Origin of the sequence: Alloalcanivorax sp. C16-2, from assembly GCF_046507615.1 — a bacterium.
Classification (GTDB): domain Bacteria; phylum Pseudomonadota; class Gammaproteobacteria; order Pseudomonadales; family Alcanivoracaceae; genus Alloalcanivorax; species Alloalcanivorax marinus_A.
In genome coordinates, this window is sequence record NZ_JBKFTL010000002.1 from 700,233 (window position 1) to 725,650 (window position 25,418).

Annotated in this window: 18 protein-coding genes; 8 read left to right on the plus strand and 10 right to left on the minus strand. The window is 65.7% G+C overall.

The window, feature by feature from the left end:
• Positions 1-2: 2 nt before the first annotated feature.
• Genes ACLD02_RS13500 through ACLD02_RS13530 form a run of 7 tightly spaced genes read right to left on the minus strand, consistent with a single transcriptional unit; the run spans position 3 to position 10,584 of the window.
• Positions 3-2,075, minus strand: coding sequence for a hydantoinase/oxoprolinase family protein (locus tag ACLD02_RS13500; RefSeq protein ID WP_203105339.1), 2,073 nt, complete (start codon positions 2,073-2,075; stop codon positions 3-5).
• A gap of 45 nt (positions 2,076-2,120) precedes the next feature.
• The gene (locus tag ACLD02_RS13505) at positions 2,121-3,383 is read right to left on the minus strand and encodes a DUF1329 domain-containing protein (RefSeq protein WP_410298923.1); all 1,263 of its coding nucleotides are present in this window, start codon (positions 3,381-3,383) and stop codon (positions 2,121-2,123) included.
• A gap of 10 nt (positions 3,384-3,393) precedes the next feature.
• Positions 3,394-5,058 carry a DUF1302 family protein gene (locus ACLD02_RS13510; RefSeq protein ID WP_410298924.1) on the minus strand — a complete coding sequence of 555 codons (1,665 nt, stop codon included), beginning with the start codon at positions 5,056-5,058 and terminating at the stop codon, positions 3,394-3,396.
• A 33-nt stretch (positions 5,059-5,091) separates the two neighbouring features.
• The gene (locus ACLD02_RS13515) at positions 5,092-7,488 is read right to left on the minus strand and encodes an efflux RND transporter permease subunit (RefSeq protein ID WP_410298925.1); all 2,397 of its coding nucleotides are present in this window, start codon (positions 7,486-7,488) and stop codon (positions 5,092-5,094) included.
• Entirely contained in the window at positions 7,488-8,465 is a 978-nt protein-coding gene (locus ACLD02_RS13520) for a WD40/YVTN/BNR-like repeat-containing protein (protein ID WP_410298926.1), read from the minus strand. Before ACLD02_RS13520 ends, ACLD02_RS13515 begins: the two co-directional genes overlap by 1 nt.
• Positions 8,455-9,378: a hydroxymethylglutaryl-CoA lyase gene (locus ACLD02_RS13525; protein WP_410298927.1), complete on the minus strand. Its 924-nt coding sequence runs from the start codon at positions 9,376-9,378 to the stop codon at positions 8,455-8,457. Before ACLD02_RS13525 ends, ACLD02_RS13520 begins: the two co-directional genes overlap by 11 nt.
• A 9-nt stretch (positions 9,379-9,387) precedes the next feature.
• Complete coding sequence (locus ACLD02_RS13530) at positions 9,388-10,584, minus strand: CaiB/BaiF CoA transferase family protein (RefSeq protein WP_410298928.1); 1,197 nt, start codon at positions 10,582-10,584, stop codon at positions 9,388-9,390.
• Between the two features lie 564 nt (positions 10,585-11,148).
• Here ACLD02_RS13530 and ACLD02_RS13535 point away from each other — a divergent pair.
• Together ACLD02_RS13535 and ACLD02_RS13540 are read left to right on the plus strand one after the other, a co-directional pair.
• On the plus strand, positions 11,149-13,251 hold the full coding sequence (locus ACLD02_RS13535; protein ID WP_410298929.1) for an FAD-dependent oxidoreductase: 2,103 nt from the start codon (positions 11,149-11,151) through the stop codon (positions 13,249-13,251).
• A gap of 13 nt (positions 13,252-13,264) precedes the next feature.
• On the plus strand, positions 13,265-15,349 hold the full coding sequence (locus ACLD02_RS13540; protein ID WP_410298930.1) for an NAD(P)-binding protein: 2,085 nt from the start codon (positions 13,265-13,267) through the stop codon (positions 15,347-15,349).
• 3 nt (positions 15,350-15,352) lie between these two features.
• Here the strand turns inward: ACLD02_RS13540 and ACLD02_RS13545 are convergent, their stop codons facing one another.
• Genes ACLD02_RS13545 through ACLD02_RS13555 form a run of 3 tightly spaced genes read right to left on the minus strand, consistent with a single transcriptional unit; the run spans position 15,353 to position 17,844 of the window.
• Complete coding sequence (locus ACLD02_RS13545) at positions 15,353-16,279, minus strand: bile acid:sodium symporter family protein (protein ID WP_203105348.1); 927 nt, start codon at positions 16,277-16,279, stop codon at positions 15,353-15,355.
• A gap of 18 nt (positions 16,280-16,297) precedes the next feature.
• Positions 16,298-17,068 (minus strand): serine O-acetyltransferase, encoded by a 771-nt coding sequence (gene cysE / locus ACLD02_RS13550; RefSeq protein WP_203105349.1) that lies wholly within the window; start codon positions 17,066-17,068, stop codon positions 16,298-16,300.
• 2 nt (positions 17,069-17,070) lie between these two features.
• Positions 17,071-17,844, minus strand: a complete 774-nt coding sequence (locus ACLD02_RS13555) for an RNA methyltransferase (protein WP_203105350.1) — start codon at positions 17,842-17,844, stop codon at positions 17,071-17,073.
• A 191-nt stretch (positions 17,845-18,035) separates the two neighbouring features.
• Between ACLD02_RS13555 and suhB the strand changes: the two genes are divergently transcribed.
• The 6 genes from suhB (at position 18,036) to ACLD02_RS13585 (ending at position 25,418) form a co-directional block, all read left to right on the plus strand.
• On the plus strand, positions 18,036-18,857 hold the full coding sequence (gene suhB / locus ACLD02_RS13560) for an inositol-1-monophosphatase (protein WP_203105351.1): 822 nt from the start codon (positions 18,036-18,038) through the stop codon (positions 18,855-18,857).
• A 206-nt stretch (positions 18,858-19,063) separates the two neighbouring features.
• Positions 19,064-20,518 carry an NAD-dependent succinate-semialdehyde dehydrogenase gene (locus tag ACLD02_RS13565; protein WP_203105352.1) on the plus strand — a complete coding sequence of 485 codons (1,455 nt, stop codon included), beginning with the start codon at positions 19,064-19,066 and terminating at the stop codon, positions 20,516-20,518.
• A 37-nt stretch (positions 20,519-20,555) separates the two neighbouring features.
• Positions 20,556-21,713: an isocitrate/isopropylmalate dehydrogenase family protein gene (locus ACLD02_RS13570; protein WP_410298931.1), complete on the plus strand. Its 1,158-nt coding sequence runs from the start codon at positions 20,556-20,558 to the stop codon at positions 21,711-21,713.
• A gap of 58 nt (positions 21,714-21,771) precedes the next feature.
• Positions 21,772-23,022 carry an aspartate aminotransferase family protein gene (locus ACLD02_RS13575; RefSeq protein ID WP_410298932.1) on the plus strand — a complete coding sequence of 417 codons (1,251 nt, stop codon included), beginning with the start codon at positions 21,772-21,774 and terminating at the stop codon, positions 23,020-23,022.
• Positions 23,019-23,984: a D-2-hydroxyacid dehydrogenase gene (locus ACLD02_RS13580; protein WP_203105355.1), complete on the plus strand. Its 966-nt coding sequence runs from the start codon at positions 23,019-23,021 to the stop codon at positions 23,982-23,984. The genes ACLD02_RS13575 and ACLD02_RS13580 overlap by 4 nt, the downstream gene beginning before the upstream one ends.
• A gap of 15 nt (positions 23,985-23,999) precedes the next feature.
• The gene (locus tag ACLD02_RS13585; RefSeq protein ID WP_410298933.1) at positions 24,000-25,418 is read left to right on the plus strand and encodes an amidase; all 1,419 of its coding nucleotides are present in this window, start codon (positions 24,000-24,002) and stop codon (positions 25,416-25,418) included.

Below are 25,418 nucleotides of genomic sequence, written 5' to 3' on the forward strand. Positions count from 1 at the left end.
GTTCACTCCTTCTCGTTGTTATCGGCCGGTTCGATCAGCAGGTTGCCGACGCCGTCCACGCGTGCCCCGTAGCCGGGAAAAATCACCGTGGTGGAATCCATTTCCATGACGATGGCCGGGCCGGCCAGTTCGTGGCCCGGCCACAGCCGCGCCCGGTCATAGAGCACCGCGTCATGATCGGCACCCTGGAAATAGATCTGGCTTTCGCCCAACACGGCATCCTCCAGCGCCACGGCGTCACCGCCATAATCGCGCTCGGCGATGTTGGGGCGCGGCGCCCGGGCGATGGCACGCAGGTTCACCAGCTCGTGCTCCTCATCCAGGGCGAAATTGAACAGCTGCTCGTGCTCGCCATCGAAGGTCTCTCCGATCAGCGCCAGGCCCCGATCCGCGAGCTGCTCGCGGTCCAGATCCTGGGTCAGCAACAGAGCCTGGCCCTGGTAGCGAACATCCGCCTGCCAGGTGATGGTCTGGTCGGCGGTGTCGATGCCCTGATGGGAGAGCGAGTCGGTGACCTGGCCAGTGAGCTGCTCAAGGATGCGCGTCACCTCCTCGATGGAAAGCTGGGAGAAGCCTTTCACCAGGGAACGGGACGCTTCGTCCTTGACCCGGGTGGTGGCGTCGCCGTAGGCGCACAGCACCCCCGGCGACGGCGGCACGATCACCGGCCAGGCGTTCATCAACATGCCCAGGGCGTTGGCGTGCAGCGGGCCGGCGCCGCCGAACCCGCACAGGGCGAAGTCGCGGGGGTCATAGCCCTGCTCCACGGAGATCAGACGCAGGGCACCGAACATGTGCTCGTTGGCGATGCGCACCACGCCCTCGGCGGCTTCCTTGAGCGACAAGCCCATGGGCTCCGCCACCCTGGCCATGGCCTTCTCCGCCAGATCCCGGCGGATCTCCATGTCGCCGCCCAGCTTCTGATCGGCGGGCAGGTAACCGAGCACCACGTTGGCGTCGGTCACCGTGGGCAGCTCACCGCCCTTGTTGTAGGCAGCCGGGCCCGGATCGGCGCCGGCGCTGTCCGGTCCCACCCGCAGAGCCTTGGTGAGTTCCGGCACGAAGGCGATGGAGCCGCCGCCGGCGCCCACCGTGCGCACGTCCACGGAGGGCGCGCGCACCGCCACGTCACCGACCCGGGTTTCTCGGCGCAGGCGGGCACTGTTGTTCTCGATCAGCGCCACGTCCGTGGAGGTGCCGCCCACGTCGAAGGTCAGCACCTTGTCGTAGCCACCCCGGGAACAGAACCAGATGGCCCCGGCCACGCCGCCGGCGGGGCCGGACAGCAGCAGGTTCACCGGCGTGTCGCCGGCCAGGTCACAGGCGGAGAGACCGCCGTCTGAGCGCAGGATGGAAAGGGACACGTCGTCAGCCAGCCGCTTCTCCAGTTCGCGGGCCAGGTTGTCCAGGTAGCGGGACACTTCCGGCCGCACGTAGCTGTTCACCACCGTGGTCTCGGTGCGCTCGTACTCCTGCATTTCCGGCACCACCCGGGAGGAAATCGACACTGGGATTTCCGGCATCATCTCCCGGGCGATGGCGGCGATGCGTTCCTCGTGCTCACCGTTGGCGTAGGCGTTGATCAAACACACGGTCAACGCCTCGATGCCGTCTTCCTTGAGCGCCTTCAGATCCTCACGCAGGCGTGCCTCGTCCAGCGGCGTGACCACGGCCCCGTCGGCGCCGATGCGTTCGTCGGCCTCGATGGTATCTTCCAGGGCCGCCAGCACCGGCTGCTTGTTGAAGATCACCCAGCCGCCGATCCCGCCCGGCACATAGGACCGGGCGATGTGCAGCACCTGCTTGTAGCCCCGGGTGGTGACCAGGCCGACCCGGGCGCCGCGCCGGGTGAGGATGGCGTTGGTGGCCACCGTGGTGCCGTGCATCACCTTGTCGATGTCACGCGGGTCGACGCCGGAGGTACGGCAGATCTTGTCGATGCCGTTGAGCACGCCGATCGACGAGTCGCTCGGCGTGGACGGCACCTTGGCGGTGTAGGTGGCGCCGGTGTCATCGTTGATCAACAGCAGGTCGGTGAAGGTGCCACCCACATCAACACCCAATCGATAACTCATTCTTCGTCTCCGTTACTTATTCTTAAGAGGCTTTGTTAACCGGCCTCAGCGCACCGCCGCCTGCTCCAGTTCACGCAGGCTGATGTCGCCGGGATCGACCCCGGGCGTGTTCAGCCGTGCATCCGGGCTGAGAATGAAAATGGTGGCGTGACGGCGTTGGTAGTCGATGGTGAAGCCGGCGGAGGACACGATGCCGGTGTCACCGTCCTCGGTCTGGATGGTCTTGAGGTGGTAGTTGAACCACTTCCAGAACTCCCCCTTCTTGTCGTAGACGTCGGCCATGTAGAAGCGCGGGAACTGGGTGTCCATGTACATGATTTTCTTGCTGTACGGGTGTTCCGGCGGCGCGATGGCCTCGATTACCCATACCTCACGGGGTTCCCACTTGTCGAGGGGATTCCAGTGCGGCCCGTTGGCCAGGTCGATCACCGGAAACTCCGCGTCACCCTTGGCACCCTGGTCCCAGGCCTTCACGGAACTGTGCGCCACCGCCAGCACGGTGCGCTTGCCGAGCAGCTTGTACTCCGGGTACCAGGTGGGATGGGCGTTGAAGATCTCGATGTCGTCGTTGAGCTGGTCGGTACCGCCGATGGGGTCCATCCAGGTGCCACCGGACAGACGGCGGGTACGACGCACGGATTTCAGATACGCCCAGCTGTCATCCAGCTGCGGGCCGTCGTAACGCACGGTGAACAGGCCCAGGCCGCGGATATCGTTGGGGTAGGTGGCGTACAGGAGTTGCTTGAACAGAGTGTCGCCGTCGCCGATCTCGGTGCTCTCCTCGCCCAGACGGCCCTTGGTGTAAAAGCGCTTGAACACCCATTCCTGGCGACGCTCCAGGCCCCGTTTATCGTCCACGAACAGGTAGGCGAACTTGGGGTAATCCTGGAAGTTCTTGGTCGGCTGGGCCACGTGGTGATTCCACACCAGTTTCTCGGCGGCGTGGGGCGTGTCCTCGGTGACGTTGGGGAACGGCATGCCCGCCTTCCAGCCCTTCATCAGTCGGGTGTCCGGGTCGTAGGAAACGGCGCCGGAATATTTCTTGGTGGCGGCCAGGTAATCCTTGCCGAGCTTTACCGGTTCGGAGTGTTTGAGGGTAATGACCAGACCCTGCTCTCGGATCAGACGCTTCTGAACATCGGTGAGCAGGCTGTCAACGCTGTGTCCCTCGAACGTGTCCCCCAGGTGGCCGTCCAGGTTGCCGGCATCAAGGGTGTCTCCGGCGGACAGCTCGGCGGCCAGGGCCGGCGCCCCGATGAACGCGGATACCGACAGCAACGCGGCGGAAAGATACTTGGTTATTGTCATGATGATCTCCTCAGAACTGATAGGTAAGCCGGGCCACGAGCTGATCATTGCCCGCGAAATAACCGAACAGGTTGGTGTCGTTGAAGTCTTGCAGCGGGCGGTCCTGTTCTTCGCGATCGAAGAAAATGTCCGCTTCCAGACGAACCCGGATGTGATCGCCGTAGACGAACTCCACCGACGGAATCATGAAGCCGCCGCCATAGGTCAGGTCGCTGCCCACCGCCAGAGTCGGATTGATCTGGTCGTTGGCGTAGTTGGTCGCCAGCACGGCGGTGATGATGCTGCTGAACTCTTCGGTGTCGCCGCTGAAGCCGGCGGTGTTGACCAGTTGCTCGTCCTTATCGAAGTCGGCGATCCAGTTGTTGAATACCTGCACGGAGAGGAAAGACGGCCGGCTGGTGCCCAGGACGCCGGTCAGATCCACCTGCTTATCCAGGCGGAACATGGAGCGGAACAGGTTCTTCTCCTCGATGCCGCAGAAACCGGGAAAGAAGCCGCAACCCCTGCCCTGGCTGTTGCTCACGATGCCGGCGTTGTAGGGTGCCTCGGGGATATAGGCCAACTCGGTGCTGAACACCACGTCCAGGGACGGGAAGTAGTTATTGGCGGAAATTCCGAACACATCGATGTAGGGATAGATGAACTCGCCCGCTTCAGTAGCCCCGCCTTCATAGGTTCCTTCATAGGCACCGAGGAACAGCTCCGGCGCGGTGTTGTTGGTGGCCGGGTTGGGGTTGACCACCGGGTTCGGATTGGGACCGTGGAACCAGGCCAGGGAATAGCCCCAGTCACCGGCCAGACCGTTCCAGCGCAGACCGTAGGAATCGTCGTCCATGTCCGCGTCCGGGTGGTGGTAGTTGTAACGTACGTTGGCGCCGAACGGCGCGGTGGCGAACGGTACGCCCCGGTTGGGCTGGTTGGCCCAGCGCCCACCTTCCACGTCGTAGCTGTTGCCACGGTCTTCCTCGTCGTTGAGGCGGCCAGGAATGTAGATCAGCTGCAGGCTGCCGCCGGCGTCGTCAAAGCGCTGGGTCAGGTTGACCATATTGAGCGGCTTGCGCAGTTCCTCGTTCTCCGGCTCCAGGAAAGAACGCCAGCGGAAGTCATAGCCGTGGATCACGTCCATCAACTGGAAGAAGTCGGTCTCGCCCCACACCACCTGCTGGCGGCCGATCTTCAGATTCAGGTTGTCGGTGAGATCCCCCTGCAGCCAGAACTCGCGCAGCTCCTCGTCGTTGTAGCTGTCATCGATCAGATCGACGGAGGATTCCGGCGCGCCGCCGGTGCGCGCCCAGGCGTCGGCCACGTCCTGCACGTCGTCCAGGTAACCGGTGGAGGCCTCCCGGGACACGCGACCGGTGGTCTTGAAGCGCACCGCGCCAAAGTCGCGGAACAGGTTCAGTTTGCCCACCGTGCGCACCATGGAAAGGTCGCCCCGGTAATCGCCTTCCTGACGACCATCCAGGCCATTGGGCCCGGGCCCGATCAGCGTCGGGTTCTCCAGGTTCCAGGACAGGTACTGGCGGGCGTAGCCGCTGATTTCCCAGTCCTTGGTGAGCCAGTTTTCGTCGTCGGCATGGACCGCGGAGGTCGCCGCCAGGGCGGCGACCAGAGCCAACCGGCCCGGCAGGCGCCGCTCCGGTCTATACGATTTCTTATTGTTGAATCCAGACATGGCAATTACCCCGTGTTGTTACTCGATGGCGTTTTATTTACTCGGTGAAAAAGCCGCCGGTTCCACCGGTGGTACGGACTCGGCGTTTTTCTTCGGCGGATCGAAAATGAAAGCGGGCTTGAGGATGCGCACCAGCGACGGCATCACCAGCAAGGAGGTGAACGCCGACACCAGCAGCCAGAGGCCGATCAACATCCCCATCTCGGCCTGGAAACGCAGCGAGGAAGCGGCCCACAGCAGCACCCCGGCGGCCAGCGTCACAGAGGTGAGCAGCACGCCCCGGCCGGCGGAAAACAGCGCCTGCCGGATGGCGTCCCGGGGGTCCGCGTCCGGGTACTTCTCCAGGTATTCCTTGATCGAATCGACGATATAGAAGGCGTAATCCACGCCCAGGCCGATGCCCAGGGCCACCACCGGCAAGGTGCTGATGCTCATGCCGATGCCCTGCCAGGCCATGAACGCGAAGGTGACCACGTTGGAAATCAGCACCGGAACGATGAAGAACACACCACTGGCTGAAGAGCGGTACACCAGCAGGCAGGACACGATCACCACCAGCAGCGCCAGGGCGATGGCCTCGATTTGATCGGACAGCAGCACTTCGTTGATCGCCGCCGTGATGCCCATGGAGCCCCCGGCCATGCGAATCTGGAAGCCGTCCAGCGGGTTCTCGTCGATAAAGCGGCGGATCTGGAAGATCGCCTGGCGCAGGGTGTCGCCGCGCCGGTCGCGCAGCATCAGCAGCACCGAACCGTTCTGGAACAGGGGGTCGGCGAACTGAGCCAGGTCGTCCGGCGCCGCGCCCTGCATGTAGAAGCTGATCAGCTCGCCGTTCTCGATCTGCGAGGCGCCCAGTTCCCGGTAGCGCGGGTTGCCTTCGTAAAGGTTGCGGCGCACGTCCACCACGATGTCGGCCAGGGACACACTGCCGCCCACCTGGGGCAGCCGCTCCATGCGGCGCTGGAAACGCTGCATCCAGTCCAGGGCGTCCACGCGCTTGAGCGCGTCGGTGCGATCCCCCTCCAGCACCACGAACATCTGCTCGGTGCCCGGATAGCGCTGGTTGATCAGGGCGCTGTCCTGATTGAAGCTCGCTTGCGGCCACAGGATCGGCGAGCCGGGGGCGGCGTCGCCGATGGTCAGGTCGGTGGCCTTGGCCATCAGCAGGCCCACCAGCACCAGGGTCACCGGCAGCACCAGATAGGCGCCGCGGCCGGCGGCCAGCCGGTAGGCCACGGTCAGCACCGCGTCGAGCAGGAAACGCAGGTTCAGCGGATGCGCGTAACGCAGCGGCGCCTTCACCCAGCTCAGCAATACCGGGGTCAGCACCACCGCCGAGAACATGATGGTCATCACCCAGAGAGCGCCGATGATGGAAACCTTCTGCAGCAGCGGGATCGGCGTGAGCAGCACGCAGAGGATGGCGCCGGCGTCGGAAATCAGCCCCAGCAGGCCGGGCCGGAACAGTTCCTTCATGGTGGCTTCCGCCGCCGCCCGGGGCTGCAGACCATCGCCGTCGCAAAGGTCATCGAAACGGGTGATCAGCTGCACCGAATGACTGAAGCAGCGGGCGGTGATGATGAACGCCACCACGATCACCAGCGGGTCGAAGTTAAAGCCCAGCATCACGCCGATGGCCAGCGCCCAGATCGCCGACACCGTGCCGCTGACCAGCGGCAGCAAGGCACCGCGCCAGGTGCGATTGAGCAGAAACAGAGCCAGCAGCATGGCACCCAGGGACAGCAGCGCGATCACCACGGTCTCGTCCAGGTAATGGTCCACCCAGCCGTACAGAATCGGCTCACCCACCAGGTGATAGGAGACCTGGTCCGGGATCGGGGAAGCGTCGAAGATGGCGTTGATCTGCGGAAAGATTTTTCCGTAGTCCACCTTCTGATCGTAGAAATCCACCTGGATCAGCGCCGATTGCAGATCGCGGTCCACGTAGATGCCGTACACCAGCGGATTGTTGATCACCGCCTCGCGCAGGGTGCGGATGCCGGCGGCGTCCGCGGGCACGTCCGGCCACATCAGGGGCACGCTTTCGATGCCCATGGAGGAGGCGTTCACGGATTTCAGCTTGCGCGAAGCCAGCGACACGATCTGGAACGGGTTGACCCCGCTGACCTTGGCCAGCTCCCGGGTGACGCGCTGGATCTCGGCGAGCATCGGCGGCGTGAAAATCTCGCCCTGCTCGCTTTTCACCACGATGGTGACCTTGTTACTGCCGCCGAAGGTTTCCTTGTACTGCTCGTGGACCTCCACGTAGGGATGGCCCTTGGGCACCATGTCACTGAACACGGTGCGCACGTCGATGCGCAACAGCACCAGCGACATCAGAAAAGTGATCCCCAGAATCAACGCCACCACCAGGCGGCGATGCCGGATGCACAGCTCGGACAGGCCGATGGCGAAACGGCTCATTGACATTATTCTTTCTCCTCTGCCGGCCAGGCGGTCCATTGCCCCTGATGCACACGCCCCAGATCCTCGCCGGTCACCACCAGCCCGTTGGCGGTGGGCAGCGCCCGCGTGTGGTAGCCATTGCTGAAGCCGCGCGCCGTCAGCGGCGACCAGTGACGGCCCTGCTCGGAGGTCAGCAGCACGCCACCGGCGCCCACCGCCAGCCAGTGCTGGCCGTCGTGGGCCACGTCGTAAAGGTGCTCATGGGTACCGCTGTCCACGGCGCGCCAGGACACGCCGGTGTCTTCGCTGAGATACACGCGGCCCTGATTGCCCACGGCCACGCCGGTGGGGCCATGGAAGGCGATGGCCTGCAAGCTCTCGCCCTGCAGTTCCTGGCGTTGCCAGCTGCGGCCCTGGTCGGAGGAACGGAACAGATTGCCGAACTCGGCGGCGATCCAGAGGCCGCCGTCGTCGGCGCGGGTGATGTCGTTGAGCGCCACGTCGGTATCCAGGCTCAGCGCCTGCCAGTCGCCGGCGCCGTCGCCGTCGCCACGAAAAATGGTGCCCATTTCACCGGTGATCCAGAAGGTGCCGTTGAGATAGCTGACGGCGATCAGCTTGCCGGCGTAGTCGGACACCGGCAGTTGCTGGGCGGACCAGCCCTGGCCGGCGTCGCTGAACACCCAGCCCTGGTTGCCCACCGCCACCACCCGGCCCTGGCCCTCCGCGATGCCTTGCAGATTGACCGGTTGCTCGAACGCCCGTCGCGCCCAGAGGCCGTCGGCGTCCCGGTGCAGCACGGTGCCGGCGTTACCGGCGAACCAGAGGGCGCCGTGGCCGTCCCCGGCCACGTCCAGGAAATGATCGCGGGGTTCCACCAGCGGTTGCGGGAGCGGCAGCGGTTCCACCGTGGGTTGCACGAAGGCGGCCGCGTAGCCCAGGCCCGCGACGATGGCCCAGGGCGCGATGCGCGCTACCCAGCCCAGCAGCTTACTGGTCATCGCCCTGCCCTCCCCGGGTCTTGCCGTACTGCCGGCTCAGCCAGCGGAACGCCTTGCCCCCCAGGGCGGTACCGGTAAGGCGTTCCGCCTCACGGACCACGGGCACCAGGTCAAGGGGATCGATGCCGGTTTCCAACCCCATGCTCCGCAGCATCAGTGCCACGTCCTCGGTGGCGACATTGCCGCTGGCGCCGGGGGAGAAGGGGCAGCCGCCCAAGCCGCCGATGGAGGCATCGAACTCACGCACGCCGGCGAGCACGGCGGCATGGATATTGGCCAGCGCCATGCCACGGGTATCATGGAAGTGGCAGGACAACCGCTCCGCCTCCAGGTGCTTGAGCAGCAGGCCGAGCACCGTGTCCACCTTGGCCGGGTCGGCGGCGCCGATGGTGTCGGCGACGATCACCTTGCCGGCGCCGGCGTCTTTCATACGCTCGCCATAATGAGCCACCACCTCCGGCGCCACCGGACCCTCAAAGGGGCATTCAAAGGCCACCGCCAGATAGGCCTGGGCGTTGATGCCTTCATCGGCGGCGCGTGTCACGATTTGCTCGCAGACCTCGGCGGTGCGCGCCAGGGACATGTTGATGTTCTTCTGGTTCATGGTCTCGGTGACCGAGAGCACCACGTTGACGGTGCGCGCGCCGGCGGCTACCGCCCGTTCATAGCCTTTCATGTTCGGCACCAGGGCGGCGTATTGAATACGCTCCGGCACCGGCAGACGGGGAAAGAGCTCCTCGGTACCGGCCATCTGCGGCACCGCCTTTGCCGACACGAAACTGCCCGCCTCCATGAAGCGCAGGCCGGCACCGGCCAACGCTTCGGCCAGCTTCAGACGCTCCTCGACCGTCAGGGTTTTACCCTGGCTTTGCAGGCCGTCACGCAGCCCGACTTCGTTGATTCGGATATCCATGCTCGCCTCCTAGCCGATCACGCCCTGGGCCATGAGCTCCTCGATTTGCGACTCGCTGTAACCGAGCGCGCGCAGGACCTCATGGGTGTGTTGGCCGAGACCGGGAGGGGTGGTGAAGGCTTCTTCGGAATCCACCGACAGCTTGATCGGGTTACCCGGCGCCTTGACCGCGCCACCGTCGCTCTGCGGGATATCCACCACCATGTTGCGAAACAGCACCTGTGGATCGCTGAGCGCTTCGGAGAATTTATTGACGGGCGCGCAGGGAATGCGCGCGCCGGAGAGCAACTCCACCCAGTGAGCGGTGGTGTTGGTAACCAGCAGCTCCTTGAGGATGCCGTTGATCTTGTCCTTGTCGGCGAAGCGCCCGGGCTGGGTCTTGTACTTGGGATCGCGCAGCGCCTCGATGTCGAGTAACGCCACCAGGTTGTCCCAGAAGCTGTCGAAGATCACCGCGATGATCACGAAGCCATCGCTGGTCGGAAAGGCGTCGTAGGGGACATGCACGAAGTGGGAATTGCCGATCGGCTTGGGGTCCTCGCCGCTCAGGAAATACATGGTGGCCATGTAGTTAAGCATGGAGATCTGGCAATCCAGCATGGAGATGTCCACGTGCTGCCCGTAGCCACGCTTTTCCCGTGCATGCAGCGCCGACAACACGCCCATCACCGCGAACATACCGCCGCCCAGGTCGCCGATCGGGATGCCGGCGCGAGCCGGATGATCCCGGTCGTGGCCGGTGATCGACATGCCGCCGCCAATGCCCTGCACCACCTGGTCAAAGGCGGGCCGCTGAAAGTTCGGGCCGGCCTGACCGAAGCCGGTCACGGAACAGGTGATGATGCGTGGATTGATCCTGGAGAGATGCTCGAAATCGATCTTCAACTTGGTGGGGACACCGGCGGAAAAGTTGTCCAGCACGATGTCCGCGTCCTTGACCAGGTCGTAGAAGACCTTCAGACCCGCCTCGCTTTTCAGGTCGATACAAACGCTTTTCTTGTTGCGGTTCAGGGTCAGGAAGTAAGCACCCTGACCGCCGTAGGAATTGTTCGGGTCCTTGGCAAGCAGGCTTCGTGTACCCTCGCCCTTAAGCGGCTCGACCTTGACGGAATCCGCGCCGAGATCGGCCAGAATCATGCCGGCGTAGGGGCCGGAAAGCATATGCGTCAGATCGAGAATCCGGACGCCTTCGAGTGGTTTTGTCATAGGTTGTCAGCACGTTGTGATTGTTGAAGGGTCGCCACTCCCTATCGCAAACACGGTGCCAACTTTGTTTTTTGCTTCTCCGCGTGAATTAGTCGTTTGTTTTTAAAGTCTTTTTCAGGCCGACGACGGTGCCGACCGGGTTTCCCCAGGGACAGCATGGCTTTTCACACGGAAATCCGCGCCTTTCACCCTGAAAGAAAAGACGTGGCGGCTTACCTTTTCCGGCACCGGCAGGCGTCACCGTCGGTCGCGTCTTTTTTTTGCGCGCGGGCCGAGGGTTTCGCGCGCGCCGTAGGAGCGACGTCAGTCGCGATCAACGCCGGTGCCATCCCCATCGCGACTGAAGTCGCGCCCACGGCCCCCCGTTCCTTCAATCTGAAAGCCCACCGTCCGCTCTGAAACAGCCGGGATGCACGGAAAAACCGGCCTTTCCGTAAAAAGCCCTGACGATTCATGCAGTTATTAATCGCCACCGGCTTTGGCATGTGTCTTGCCCTTTCCCGATCATGGGCGCCGCCCGGTCCCGGCGACGCTTCAATAACAGCAATAAAGGAAACCGACCCCATGACCGATTCGCACCACTACTCCCATCTGCTCAGTCCGTTGAAAATCGGTAACGTCACGGTGCGCAACCGTTTGATGCAAACCGCCCATGCCAAGGGCTTCCACGCCGGCAATGGCCTCACCAACGACCGCGACATCTACTACCAGGCGGAGCGCGCCAGGGGCGGGATCGGCCTGATCGTCACCGGCGCCCGCCACACCCACCCACATTCCACCGGCCCGGGCCGCACCCTGGCCCGGGGCAATCGTGAGGAAATCATCGAGCGGGACCGGGAGATGTGCCGGGCGGTACAGGCCCACGGCGGTCGCATCGTCGCGCAGTTGATCCACTTCGGCCCCCAGGGCCGTAGCGGTGCCCTGGACGACTATCGGGTGCTGTGGGGACCTTCCACCATGAAGTCCCCCGCCTATAACGAGTGGGCAAAGGAAATGACCAAAGCGGAGATGGACGAGGTCTCGGAGCACTTCGCGCTCACCGCCCGCTACTCCAAGGAAGCGGGCTTCGACGGCGTGGAACTGCATTACTCCCACGGCTATCTGCACCAGCAGTTTTTGTCGTTCGTCTACAACAAGCGCACCGACGAGTACGGCGGCAGCCTGGAAAACATCGTGCGCTTTCCCATCGAAACGCTGCAGCGGGTGCGCGACGAGGTGGGCCCGGACTTCATGGTCGGCATCCGCATATCCATGGACGAGTGCACCGTGGACGGCATGCACGCCGACCAGGCCATCGAGATGACCCGCCTGATGGTGCGCACCGGTCTGGTGGACTACGTGAGCGCCACCGCCGGCACCTACGCCGCCCACGCGGATCAGATTCCGCCGGGGGACTACCCGGAAAACTGGCTGGTGAAGGACGGCGCGCGGATGCGCAAGGCGATCCGCGAGGAGGCCGACATCCCCATGTTCATCGTCGGCCATATCGTCGATCCCAAGGAAGCGGATGAACTGGTGGCCAATGGCGCCGCCGATATGGTGGCCATGACCCGCACCCAGATCGCCGATCCGGAATTCGCCAACAAACTGCGCGATGGTCGCGAGGACGAAATCAATCACTGTATTCGCTGCAACCAGGCCTGCATCGCCCGGCTGATGGTGGGCAACGCCATTTCCTGCGTGGTCAACCCAGCCGCCGGTCGCGAGCGTCGTTTCGGCGCCCACACCCTGACGCCGGCGGCGTCCCCCGGCCATTGGCTGGTGATCGGCGGCGGCCCCGCCGGCATGAAGGCGGCCCTGGTGCTGCGCCAGCGTGGCCACCGGGTGACCCTGGTGGAAGCCGGCGACCGATTGGGCGGCCAGCTCAATCTGGCGGCACGGCTGCCACGCCGGGAGAAGTTCGGCTTTCTGCCCCGTGATCTGGAGCGCCAGCTGCGCAAGGCCGGTGTCAACATCCAGCTCAATACCCGCCTGGACGCGGACCAGGTGGCGGCCTTCGGCGCCGACGGCGTGATCGTGGCCACCGGTTCGCGGCCGCTGAAAACCGGCTTCACCTCCACCCGACCGGCGGTGGACCGGGTGCCGGGTATGGATCAGGACAATGTGCTCAGCGTGGTGGAGGTGCTGGAGAACCCGGAGCCAGTGGGTCGCAGGGTGGTGCTGTTCGACGAGGACGGTGGCCGCTACGCCCTGGGTACCGCAGAGTTCCTGCTCGACCGGGGCCACCAGGTGCATCTGGTCAGCCGCTTCAACGCGCTCTCGCCCAATCTGGCGCTGACCCTGGATCTGCCAGTGAACTACCGGCACGTGTTCGAGAAAGGGCTGGAATACACCATCAACAGTTGGGTGCGTTCCGTGGACGGCCAGCGCGCGCAACTGTTCAACCTGTTCACCGACCGCGACAGCCAGGCACTGGAAGCGGACACCTTCGTGATCGCCGCCGGCCACGCCGCCCACAACGGCCTCTATCGGCAACTGCAAGGACGCATCACCAACCTGCACTGCATCGGCGATGCGCTGCTGCCGCGCCCACTCCAGGACGTGATCTACGAAGGCATGCTGGCCGGCCGGGAGATGCTCGACGACCCGGATCGCTTTATCGAACAGGGCGAACTGGAAAGCTTCGACCACGACTGGCGCGAAACGCTGGGCACCCAGGCGCAATAGGAGACGGCACATCATGACTCAGGAACGTTATCCCCATCTGTTCCGTCCGCTGCGGGTAGGCAATATCGAGATTCGTAACCGGCTGATGCAGTCCGCCCACGCCATGGCGTTCAACACCCGCGATGGCATCACCACCAACCGGGATATCGAGTACCACGCCGCCCGCGCCCGGGGCGGCATCGGTCTGATGATCACCGGCAACCGGCTGATCCATCCCACCTCCAACACTTTTTGCCGGGGCTACGCCTATGGCTACCGGGAGGAAATGGTGGAGCGCGACCGCGCCCTGACCCGGGCGGTGCACGACCACGGCGCGCGCATCTTCGCCCAGCTCAACCACTTCGGTGTGATGGGCGAAACCCACGCCATGGACGACTACCGGGTGCTGTGGTCGTCGTCCAACATCAAATCGCCGGTGTTCGGTGAAATGGCCAAGGCCATGGAACGCCAGGACATGGACGAAGTGGTGGAAGGCTGGACCCGCTCCGCCGAATACGCCCAGGCGGCGGGCTTCGACGGGGTGGAGGTGCACCTGGCGCACAGCTATCTGCTGCATCAGTTCATCTCGCCGCTGTTCAACAAGCGCCAGGATGAGTATGGCGGCAGCTTCGAAAACCGTCTGCGTTTTCCGTTGGAGGTGATCCGCGCGGTACGCGAGCGGGTCGGGCCCGATTTCGTGGTGGGCGTGCGTCTGACCCTGGACGAGATGGTGCCCGGCGGCCTGGCGGTGGACGACTGGATTGAGGTGGCGCGCACCGTGGAGGCCACCGGCTGCATCGACTACATCATGACCACCGCCGGGGTGTACCAATCCGCCAGCTACATCATGCCGCCGGCGGACGTGCCCAACGGCTGGCTGGCCGACCCGGCGGCGCGCCTCAAGCAGGCGGTGGGCCTGCCGGTGTTCGCGGTCTCCGGCATCACCACCGCCGCCGAGGCGGAGGCGATCCTGGCCCGGGACGGCGCCGACATGGTGGCCATGACCCGGGCACAGATCGCCGACCCGGATTTCGCCAACAAAACCCGCCAGGGCCGCGAGAACGAAATCTACCATTGCCTGCGCTGCAACCAGGGCTGCGTGGCGCGGCTGTTCTACGGCACCTCCATGACCTGCCAGGTGAACCCGGCCACCGGCCGCGAGGAACGTTTCGCGCCGCACACCGAAACGCCGGCGGCGACGGCGGGCCACTGGGTGGTGATCGGCGGCGGCCCGGGCGGCATGAAGGCGGCGGAGGGCCTGGCCCGGCGCGGCCACCGGGTGACCCTGCTGGAGAAGGACCAGCGCCTGGGCGGCCAGGTCAATCACATCGTCAAACTGCCGCGCCGGGACAGCTTCGCCTGGATCACCAAGGACCTGGGCACCCAGTTGGAGAAACTGGGCGTGGACGTGCGCCTGGGCAGCGAGGCGGACGTGGACGGCGTGCTCGCCCTGCAACCGGATGGCGTGATCGTGGCGACCGGCTCCACCCCGGACCGCAGCGGCTATTCCGACATCAACCCGCTGGTGCCGGCGATCCCCGGCGTCGACGCGCCCCATGTGCTGACCGCCGTGGACGTGCTGGAAGGCGCCGAGGTGGGCCGGCGGGTGCTGGTGCTGGACGAGGAAGGCAACCGCTATTCCGCCGGCATCACCGAGTATCTGCTGGAAAAAGGGCACCATGTCCATCTGGTGACCCGCTGGAACGCCCTGTTCCACAAGCTGGCCCAGACCCTGGACCAGCCGGTGGTGTACGGCAAGCTGCCCGGCGACCGTTTCCAGGCCACCCTGAACAGCTGGGTGAGCAGCTTCGAAAACGGCAAGGTGGACCTGTACCAGCTCTACACCGGCGAAACCCGCACCCTGGACGACATCGACACCGTGGTCCTGGCGGTACGCCATCTGCCGGCGGAGGCGCTCTACCTGGCGCTCAAGGAACGCCACCCGAAGGTACACCGGGTGGGCGATTGCCAGGCCCCGCGCAAGACCGACCACGCCATCTTCGAGGGCTTCCTGGCTGGCCGGGAGGAATTCGACAATTGGACCCGCTACGTGGAACCGGGCTCCCTGGAACAGTTCGATCCGACCCTGCCGGAGCGGCTTGGCAAGCTGCCGGTGTGACGCTCAGCCCCGGGGCCCGTCCCCCGGGGCGCGGCGCCGCCAGTACCAGGCCAGCAAGGAACCGGACAGGTTGTGCCAGACGCTGAACAGCGCCGCCGGCAGCGCGGCGCTGGCGGAGAAATGCTTCACCGCCAGCGCCACCCCGAGGCCGGAATTCTGCATGCCCACCTCGATGGCCAGGGTGCGCGCCCGCGCCGGGTCCAGCCGCAGCAGCCGCGCACCGCCATAACCCAGACTCAGGCCGAGCAGGTTGTGCAGCACCACCGCCAGCATCACCAGCAGCCCACCGCTGGCGATGCGCTCCCGGTTCAGCGCCACGATCACACCGATCACCAGCACGATGGCGATCACCGACACCAATGGGAACACGTTGCGCACCGGCGTCAGTCGGGCGCCGAAAAAACTGTTCAGGAAGGTGCCCGCCACCACCGGCAGCAGGATGATCTTGACCAGGGAACCAAGCATGGAGGCCACCGGCACGTCGATGGCCTGGCCCTGGTAGAGCCATACCAGCAACGGCGTTGCCAGCACCGCCAGCAGAGTGGACACCGAGGTCATGGCGATGGACAGGGCCACGTCCGCCCGCGCCAGGTAACAGATCACGTTGGAGGCAGTGCCGCCCGGGCAGGCGCCCACCAGCACCAGACCCAGCACCCATTCCGGCGGCAGGCGCAGCAGGGTGCCCACCAACAACCCCACCAGCGGCATGATCAGGAACTGCAGCGCCACCCCGGCACCGATCACCACCGGGCGCTTGCCGACATCGGCGAAGTCCGCCCAGGTGAGTGTCATGCCCATGCCGAACATGATCAGCATAAGTAGCGGCACGATGGCCCAACTCAGGGTCGCCAACTGGTCGGGAAAAGCGAATGCGAAGCCCGAGAACAGAATCGCCCACAGCGGGAACAGGCGGGTGAGGGTTTGTATCATCGGTCGGGTGGCCTGAATTCAGTCGGTGCCGCCGCGGGCCTTCACCGACTCGAAATCCTCGTCCTTCAGTTCCGGCAGCTTTTCATCGCAGCCCTGAATGCCCTGCCGGCGCAGGTTGTCGCACACCCGGTCCAACTTGCCATCCACCGCGTGCAGGTGGTCCAGCAGCGCGCCGATGGCCTCCGCCACCGGGTCGGGCATGTCGTTGCTGACGCCGTAGGCCTGAAAGCCGATCTTGTCCGCCATCTCCTTGCGGTTCTTTTCCTGCTCGGTGGCCGGCTGGCCGATCACGCGGCCGGGAATGCCGACCACGGTAGCCCCCTCGGGCACCTCCTTGGTCACCACGGAGTTGGAGCCGATCTTGGCGTCCTTGTGCACCGTGAACGGCCCCAGCACCTTGGCGCCGGCGCCCACCACCACGCCGTCTTCCAGGGTCGGGTGGCGCTTGCCCTTGTCCCAGCTGGTGCCGCCCAGGGTGACGCCGTGATAGAGGGTGACGTCGTCACCGATCTCGGCGGTTTCGCCGATCACCACGCCCATGCCGTGGTCAATGAAAAAGCGCCGGCCGATGCGCGCGCCGGGGTGAATCTCGATGCCGGTGAGCCAGCGGCTGAAGGTGGAAATCAACCGTGCCAGCTGTTTGAAGTTACGCCGCCACAGCCAGTGGGCCAGGCGGTGGAACAGCACCGCGTGCAGCCCCGGGTAGTTGAGCAGGACTTCCAGGGTGTTGCGCGCCGCCGGGTCGCGGTGGAACACGGAATTGATGTCCTCTTTGATCTGCTTAAACATAGCTACCTCGAATCCTGGCCCCGCAGGCGCTTTTCCAAAGCCACCAGGGTGCCGCGCAGAATACTGATCTCCATTTTGTCCGGGCGGGCACGCAGGAACAAACGCCGCATGCGCGTCATCACCTGCCCGGGCTGCTCCGGGTCCAGGAACCCGCTGTCCTCCATCAACCGCTCCAGGTGCTCCAGGAAACCCTGCACGGTCTGGTTGCTGGCCGGCTCCACGTCCCAGAACATTTCCGGCAGTGGCATGGTGGCGCGTTTGGACCGGTTGCCGCGCGGCTCCGCCTCGTCGCCGACCAGGGCCAGGCGCAGTTCATAGGCCAGCAACTGCACCGCCGAGGCCACATTGAGAACACCGTACTCCGGGTTGGTGGGCACGGTGACATGCAGGTTGCAGCGATGCAGTTCCTCGTTGGTGAGCCCGCGGTCCTCGCGACCGAACAGCACCGCGATGCGGGTGTCCTCCGGCTCGTGTTGGAGCTGGGCGGTGAGCTGGCGCGGCGTCAGGCAGGGCCAGGGTACCCGGCGCAGGCGGGCACTGGTGCCCACCACCAGGCTGGCGCCTTCCAGGGCCTCGTCCAGGTCCGCGCAGACCCGGGCATTGGCCAGGATGTCGCCGGCCCCGGAGGCGCGGGCGGTGGCCTCCGCGCTGGGGTAGGTCCTGGGCGCCACCAGGCGCAGGTCCGCCAGCCCCATGGTTTTCATGGCGCGCGCGGCGGCGCCGATGTTGCCGGGGTGGGTGGTCTCCACCATCACCACGCGCACCTTGTCGAGCATGTTCGATTCCCGGAGCTTGCGAAGAAGGAAGGGGATTTTAGGCCCTGAGCCCGGCAAACGCGAGGATCGCGCCGGGCGGCGGGTGCGCCGGCGCGGGTCTGCCTTCCTGGTTCGCGCTCTGTTACAATCCGCCTCCCATCCGGCTCCCCATGTCCCGGGAGCCCGCTCTTTCAAACCGATAGGATGATTGCATGCACGCGCCGCAAGTGAATATTGCCCTGCGAGCCGCCCGCCAGGCGGGCAACCTGATCCGCCGCGCGGCGGAGAACGGCGACCCGCTGAAGGTGGATCGCAAGGAGGCCCACGACTTCGTCACCCAGGTGGACAAGGCCGCCGAGGCACGCATCATCGACGTCATCCGCAAGGCCTACCCGGACCACGGCATCCTGGCCGAGGAAGGCGGCGAGCTGCCCGGCAAGGGCGACGGCGCCGAGCATCTGTGGGTGATTGATCCGCTCGACGGCACCACCAACTTCATCCACGGCTTTCCCCAATACGCGGTTTCCATCGCCCTGAAGATCAAGGGCCGGGTGGAGCATGGCGTGATCTATGATCCGCTGCGCGAGGAGGAATTCACCGCCAGCCGAGGCCGGGGCGCGGCGCTGAACGGTCGCCGCATCCGGGTATCCGGTCGCGCCAGCCTGGATGGCGCCCTGATCGGCACCGGCTTCCCGTTCCGCACCGACCAGATGGCCTACATCGACGCCTACCTGGGCATGTTCCGGGCCATCGCCGAGGACACCGCCGGCCTGCGCCGGCCCGGCTCCGCCGCCCTGGACCTGGCCTGGCTGGCCGCCGGCCGCACCGACGGCTTCTTCGAGCTGGGCCTGCAGGAATGGGACATGGCCGCCGGCACCCTGCTGATCACCGAGGCCGGTGGCCTGGTGGGCGATGTGGCCGGCGGCCACAACCACCTGACCCGGGGCAACCTGGTGGCCGGCACCCCCAAGGTGTTCAAGGGCCTGCTGCAGAAGATCAAACCGCACCTCACCGACAGCCTCAAGCGCGGCTAAGCCGCGCCTGTCCCGACCCGCCGTATTCCGTAGGAGCGGCTTTAGCCGCGATGGCTCCCGTGATTGGATGGCGCTATCGCGGCTAAAGCCGCTCCTCGGAGACCCGCCACGTAAAAGCCTGCGTCAAGGGATAGGACTCATCGCCAAGCTCTGCTAGCGTTAAACCCATTATGGTTAGCGCGTAGATGCATTTGCAGGAGAGCCCGATGAGCCAGTTCCAACTGAAAGACAAAGACCTGTTCCGTCAGCAGTGCTACATCAATGGCCAGTGGTGCGACGCCGAGGACGGCGCCACCATCGACGTGGACAACCCCTCCACCGGCGACATCATCGGTCAGGTTCCGCGCATGAAGGAGGCGGATACCCGCCAGGCCATCGCCGCCGCCGACAACGCCCTGCCCGCCTGGCGCGCCAAGACCGCCGCCGAGCGCGCCGATCTGCTGTACCGCTGGTATGAGCTGATGATGGAACATCAGGACGACCTGGGCGCCATCATGACCCTGGAGCAAGGCAAACCGCTGGCGGAATCCAAGGGCGAGATCGCCTACGCCGCGTCGTTCCTTAAATGGTTCGCCGAGGAAGCCCGCCGCCTGTACGGCGACACCATCCCCGGCGCCAAGCCCGGCCAGCACATCGTGGTGATCAAGCAGCCGGTGGGCGTCACCGCCGCCATTACGCCGTGGAACTTCCCGGCGTCCATGATCACCCGCAAGGCCGGCGCCGCCCTGGCCGCCGGCTGCACCATGGTGGTCAAGCCGGCCAGCGCCACCCCCTACTCCGCCCTGGCCCTGGGCGAGCTGGCCACCCGCGCCGGCATCCCCGCCGGTGTGATCAATGTGATCACCGGTTCCGCCGCCGCCATTTCCCAGACCATCACCAGTTCACCGGTGGTTCGCAAGGTGAGCTTCACCGGCTCCACCGAGGTGGGCAGCCAGTTGATGGCCAACTGCGCCGAACACATCCAGAAGGTGTCGCTGGAGCTGGGCGGCAACGCCCCCTTCCTGGTGTTCGACGACGCCGATCTGGACAAGGCGGTGGAAGGCGCCATCGCCTCCAAGTTCCGTAACACCGGCCAGACCTGCGTGTGCGTGAACCGCTTCCTGGTGCAGGATGGCGTGCACGATGCCTTCGTCGAAAAACTCAAGGCGGCGATCGAAAAACTGAAAGTGGGCGACGGCTTCGAGGAAGGCGTCACCCAGGCACCGCTGATTAACAAGGGCGCCGTGGACAAGGTGCTTGAGCACATCAAGGATGCCCGTGAGAAAGGCGGCAAGGTGGTGCTCGGCGGCGAAGCCCATGAGCGCGGCGGCAACTTCGTGCAGCCCACCTTGATCGTGAACGCCAGCCAGGACATGGAGTTCTGCGTGGAGGAAACCTTCGGCCCGCTGGCGGCGGTGATCCGCTTCCAGGACGAACAAGAAGGCATCCGCATGGCCAATGACACCCCGTTCGGCCTGGCTTCCTACTTCTACAGCGAGAACATCCACCGGGTGTGGCGCGTGGCCGAAGCCCTGGAAGCCGGCATGGTGGGCATCAACGAGGGGCTGATTTCCAACGCGGCGGCGCCGTTTGGCGGCGTCAAGGAATCCGGCCTGGGCCGCGAAGGCTCCAAGTACGGCATCGAGGAATACTGCGAGATCAAATACCTCTGCATGGGCTGAGCCCCGGGCCGTGGGAACGTTCTGATCGGGAGCCATTATGACCGATTCACATCGCATCGCACTGCTCCCCGGCGACGGCATCGGTCCCGAGGTGATGGCCGTGGCCGAGGCAGTGTTGAAAACACTGATCCACGGCCACGACCTGCCGCTGGACCACGAGGTGCTGCCCTGGCCGGCCACGGACTGGCACCGGCGCCACGGCGCCATGATGCCCGAGGATGCGCTGGACCGGCTGCGCCAGTACGACGCGCTGCTGCTCGGCGCCCTGGGTGACCCGGGCCCGCTGGATGACCCGCACCGTTATCATCTTCCCGACGGCATTTCCCTGGCACCGCTTCTGACCCTGCGCAAGGGACTCAATCTGTGGGCCTGCGAACGGCCCGCCCGCTTTTACCCCGGTACCGTTCAGTATCTGGCCGATCCCCGCGCCCGGGACCTGGACATGCTGGTGATCCGTGAAAACAGCGAGGGTGAATACGCCGGCCAGGGCGGCCGTCTGCGCGCCGGCACCCGCGACGAAATCGCCAACCAACTGGAGGTGTTCACCCATGCGGCCACGGAACGTCTGATCCGCCACGCCTTCGAGCAGGCCCGCGCCCGGGCGGCGGAGCGAACCCGTGAGGGTCGCGAGCGGGTGTTCAATGAGCCCGGCGGCGAGGACAAGCCCGCCCAGGTGTGCCTGATCACCAAGCGCAACGCACAAGCATTCTGGGGTGAGCTGTACACCGAGGTATTCCGGGAGGTGGCCGCGGATTATCCGGACATCGCCACCCACCATGAGCTGGTCGACGCCGCCGCCATGAAATTCGTGCAGGCGCCCTGGCGCTTCGACGTGGTGGTGGCGAGCAATCTGCACGGCGATATTCTCACCGACCTGGCGGCGGTGCTCGCCGGAGGTCTCGGCGTGGCCCCCTCCGCCAACCTCAATCCTTCCGATCCAGGCCAGCCCGCCCTGTTCGAGCCCACTCATGGTTCAGCGCCGGACATCGCCGGCCAGGGCGTGGCCGATCCTCGGGCCACCCTGTTCAGTCTGGCCCTGCTGCTGCAATGGCTGGGCGAAAAAAACGCGATTTTTTATGGCGCGGCGCGCCATTTGCATGAGACGCTGAAGTCGGACCTGGCCGGTGAACACCCGGCGAGCGGCACCGAAGCCATCGGTGCGCGGATTCAAGGCGCCCTGGGCGGGAGCCGCTGATCCGGTCTTGATCCAAGGCCGGCACCCTCCGCCCAGATCGACGAGGGAGGAGCAAGCCATGAATCATCTGTCTCCACTGCTGGTGCAATCCAGCGGCATCTGCGCGGAACGCGGTGAAGGGAGCTATCTGTACGACAGCGAGGGCCGGCGCTGGCTGGACTTCACGTCAGGCATCGGGGTCACCGCCACCGGTCACTGCCACCCCCGTGTGGTGGAAGCGGCCCAGCGTCAGGTGGGCACCCTGGTGCACGCTCAGTACGCCACCGTCACCCACCCCAACATGCTGCGGCTCACCGACCGTCTCTACGAGCACCTGCCCGGTGCCCTGGACGCGGTGGCGTTCTCCAACTCCGGCAGCGAGGCCATCGAGACCGCCCTGCGGCTGGTGCGCCAGGCCAGCGGCCGGCCCAACATCATCGCCTTCACCGGCGGTTTCCATGGCCGCACTCTGGCGGCGGCCTCCATGACCACCTCCACCACCAAGGTCCGCAGCGGCTGGCAGCCACTGATGGCCGGCGTCTGCTTCAGCCCCTTCCCTCATAGCTACCGCTATGGCTGGAGCGAGGACGACACCGTGGATTTCTGCCTCCAGGAGCTGGACCACCTGTTCCTGACCCAGTCGGCGCCGGCGGACACCGCCGCCATGATCATCGAGCCGGTGCAGGGCGAATACGGCTACTACCCGGCCACGCGGCGCTTCATGCAGGGCTTGCGCGAGCGCTGCGACAAGCACGGCATTCTGCTGATCGCCGATGAGATCCAGGCCGGCTACGGGCGCACCGGTCGCTTCTGGAGCCATCAGCACTACGATGTGCAACCGGACGTGCTGGTCACCGCCAAGGGCCTGGCCAGCGGTTACCCGCTGTCCGCCGTGGCCGCTGGTCGCGCCCTGATGGCCGAGGGCTGGCCCGGTTCCCAGGGCGGTACCTACGGCGCCAACGCGGTGGCCTGCGCCGCCGCCCTGGCCACCCTGGACGTGATCGAGGAGGAGGATCTGGTGGCCCACGCCGCCGGTGAGGGCGACTACCTGCGCCAACGGCTGGAGTCGCTGCGCGGGCGTTATCAGTGTATCGACGAGGTGCGCGGCCTGGGGCTGATGCTGGGCCTGGAGATCGTCAAGGCTCCCGGGCAGGCCGATGGCGAGCGTGCCGGCGCCCTGCTCAAGGCCTGTGAAAGCAGCGGTTTGCTGCTGCTGCGTTGCGGCACCCACGGCCAGGTAGTGCGCTGGTTGCCGCCGCTCACCGCCAGCCGAAGGGAAATCGACCGGGCGGTGGATCTGTTCCAGGACGCGCTGGAGGAAACGGCATGAAGGAAGCCCGCGTGACCGTTCTTCTGGCTCCGGACGAGCCGCCATTGCCCGGCCTGGAAGCGCTAAGGTACCAGGCCCGGGTGCGCCAGCTGCAAGGTGACGAAGGACTCGCGGAGGCGCTCGCCGACACTGACGTGCTGGTGGTCACGGATTTCCGCGTGGACGCTCTGCAGGCGGCCTGGCCGGACCCGTGTCCGATCCAGTGGGTGCATGCCACCAGTGCCGGGGTCGACGCCCTGATGATTCCTCCGATTCGCGACGGCGGCTTCCCGGTGACCAACGCCGCCGGAGTATTCGACCGGGGCATCGCCGAATACGTGCTGGGCGCGGTTCTGATGTTCGCCAAGGGCACCCTTACCAACCTGGCACTGCAACGGCAGCACCGCTGGCTACACCGGGAAACGGCGCTGATCCGCGACCAGCGCGCTCTGGTGGTGGGCGCCGGGTCCATCGGGACCTACGTGGCCAACATGCTGGGCGCCATGGGCATGGAAGTGATGGGCACCGCCCGACGCGCCCGACCGGACGCCGCCTTCGAGTACGTGTATGCCCAGGAAGACCTCCCCGACCTGCTTGGTTACGCGGACTACGTGATCGTCACCGCGCCGCTGACACCGGAAACCGAGGGATTGTTCGACGACCACCACTTCGGGCTCATGAAGCCTGGCGCCGCCTTCATCAACGTGGGGCGTGGCGCCATCGTGCAAACCGACGCCCTGCTGCGCGCCCTGGACGGCCCCCTGGGCGGCGCCGCCCTGGACGTGTTCGAGCAAGAGCCATTGCCCGAGGGGCACCCGCTCTGGGACCGTTCCGACGTGATGATCTCCGCCCATATGGCCGGCGATTTCATCGGCTGGCGTCAGGCCCTGGGCAAGCAGTTCACGGACAACTTCAACCGCTGGCGACTCGGCGAGCCGCTGGCCAATCCGGTGGACACGGCGCGGGGTTATGGACGCCGTTGAAGAAGGAGGAAAGCCATGGCCGATGAAATCAGGATGCTCACCGCCACCGCCCTGAAAAGGGCCTTCGAAAGCGGCGACCTGTCGCCGGTGGAGGTCGCGGCCACCCTGCTCGACCACGTACAGCATCACGACCACGCCATCAACGCCTGGTGTCTGATTGATCGCGATACCACCCTGGCCGAGGCCGGCGCCGCCGAGCAGCGCTACCGCCGGGGGGAACCCCGCGGGCTGCTGGACGGCATCCCGGTGGCGGTGAAGGATGTCTTCCTGACGCCGATGTGGCCCACCGTCAAAGGCTCGCGCACCATCGACCCGGAGAGCACCCTGAACAAGCGCTCGCCGGCGGTGGCGGCCCTGGAGCGGCACGGCTATGTGCCCCTGGGCAAGACCACCACGCCGGAGTTCGGCTGGAAGGGCATCACCGACAGCCCTCTGTGCGGCCCCACCAACAACCCCTGGAACCCGGAAAAGACCGCCGGCGGCTCCAGCGGCGGCTCGGCGGCGGCGGTGTCGGCGTGCATGGCGCCGCTGGCCCTGGGCACCGACGCTGGCGGCTCGATCCGTATCCCCGCCGCGTTCTGCGGCATCGTCGGCCACAAGCCCACCTTCGGCGAAGTGCCGCACTGGCCGGCCAGCCCGTTCGGCACCCTGGCCCACGCCGGGCCCATGACCCGTACGGTGGAAGACTGCGCGCTGATGATGCAGGTGCTCACCGAAGCGGACCCGCGCGACGCCCAGGCGGCGCCGCGCCGCAACGTGGATTATCTGGGCGCGCTCCAGGGCGACCTGAGCGGCCTGCGGATCGCATACAGCAACAATCTTGGCTATGTGGACGTGGACCCGGAGATCGAACGCGCCACCGCCGAGGCGCTGGCGGTATTCCGGGATCTGGGCGCCACCGTGGTGGAGGTGGACCCGGGGTTCAGCAACCCGCTGGCCGCCTTCGGCCACCTGTTCTACGGGGGCGCCGCCAACGCCTGCCGGGATCTGGGCCCGCGCAAGCGCGACCTGATGGACCCGGCTCTGGTTCAGGTGGTGGAAAAGGCGGAGAAGCTGTCCATGCTTGACTACCTGGCGGCGGTCAATGAGCGCATGGCGCTGTCGGAACGGATGGCGGTGTTTCATCAGAAGTACGATCTGCTGGTCACTCCGACGCTGCCGATCACCGCTTTCGACACCAACCGGGAAGTGCCGCGGGACTGGCCCAATACCCGCTGGCCCACCTGGACCCCGTTCACCTACCCGTTCAACATGACCGGCCAGCCGGCCCTGTCGGTGCCCGTGGGGCGCGCCAGCGACGGCCTGCCCATGGGGCTGCAAATCGTCGGGCGCCGCTTCCAGGACGAGTTGGTGCTCAAGGCCGGCCACCTGTTCGAACAGGCCCGCCCGTTCACCGAGCGCCCGGATCTGGCGCTCGCCGGCATGGAGGCGTGA

Excerpts from the sequence above, each read along its gene's own strand:
- ACLD02_RS13500 (WP_203105339.1), bottom strand. The coding sequence starts at position 2,075 with ATGAGTTATCGATTGGGTGTTGATGTGGGTGGCACCTTCACCGACCTG.
- ACLD02_RS13505 (WP_410298923.1), bottom strand. The coding sequence starts at position 3,383 with ATGACAATAACCAAGTATCTTTCCGCCGCGTTGCTGTCGGTATCCGCG.
- ACLD02_RS13510 (WP_410298924.1), bottom strand. The coding sequence starts at position 5,058 with ATGTCTGGATTCAACAATAAGAAATCGTATAGACCGGAGCGGCGCCTG.
- ACLD02_RS13515 (WP_410298925.1), bottom strand. The coding sequence starts at position 7,488 with ATGTCAATGAGCCGTTTCGCCATCGGCCTGTCCGAGCTGTGCATCCGG.
- ACLD02_RS13520 (WP_410298926.1), bottom strand. The coding sequence starts at position 8,465 with ATGACCAGTAAGCTGCTGGGCTGGGTAGCGCGCATCGCGCCCTGGGCC.
- ACLD02_RS13525 (WP_410298927.1), bottom strand. The coding sequence starts at position 9,378 with ATGGATATCCGAATCAACGAAGTCGGGCTGCGTGACGGCCTGCAAAGC.
- ACLD02_RS13530 (WP_410298928.1), bottom strand. The coding sequence starts at position 10,584 with ATGACAAAACCACTCGAAGGCGTCCGGATTCTCGATCTGACGCATATG.
- ACLD02_RS13535 (WP_410298929.1), top strand. The coding sequence starts at position 11,149 with ATGACCGATTCGCACCACTACTCCCATCTGCTCAGTCCGTTGAAAATC.
- ACLD02_RS13540 (WP_410298930.1), top strand. The coding sequence starts at position 13,265 with ATGACTCAGGAACGTTATCCCCATCTGTTCCGTCCGCTGCGGGTAGGC.
- ACLD02_RS13545 (WP_203105348.1), bottom strand. The coding sequence starts at position 16,279 with ATGATACAAACCCTCACCCGCCTGTTCCCGCTGTGGGCGATTCTGTTC.
- cysE (WP_203105349.1), bottom strand. The coding sequence starts at position 17,068 with ATGTTTAAGCAGATCAAAGAGGACATCAATTCCGTGTTCCACCGCGAC.
- ACLD02_RS13555 (WP_203105350.1), bottom strand. The coding sequence starts at position 17,844 with ATGCTCGACAAGGTGCGCGTGGTGATGGTGGAGACCACCCACCCCGGC.
- suhB (WP_203105351.1), top strand. The coding sequence starts at position 18,036 with ATGCACGCGCCGCAAGTGAATATTGCCCTGCGAGCCGCCCGCCAGGCG.
- ACLD02_RS13565 (WP_203105352.1), top strand. The coding sequence starts at position 19,064 with ATGAGCCAGTTCCAACTGAAAGACAAAGACCTGTTCCGTCAGCAGTGC.
- ACLD02_RS13570 (WP_410298931.1), top strand. The coding sequence starts at position 20,556 with ATGACCGATTCACATCGCATCGCACTGCTCCCCGGCGACGGCATCGGT.
- ACLD02_RS13575 (WP_410298932.1), top strand. The coding sequence starts at position 21,772 with ATGAATCATCTGTCTCCACTGCTGGTGCAATCCAGCGGCATCTGCGCG.
- ACLD02_RS13580 (WP_203105355.1), top strand. The coding sequence starts at position 23,019 with ATGAAGGAAGCCCGCGTGACCGTTCTTCTGGCTCCGGACGAGCCGCCA.
- ACLD02_RS13585 (WP_410298933.1), top strand. The coding sequence starts at position 24,000 with ATGGCCGATGAAATCAGGATGCTCACCGCCACCGCCCTGAAAAGGGCC.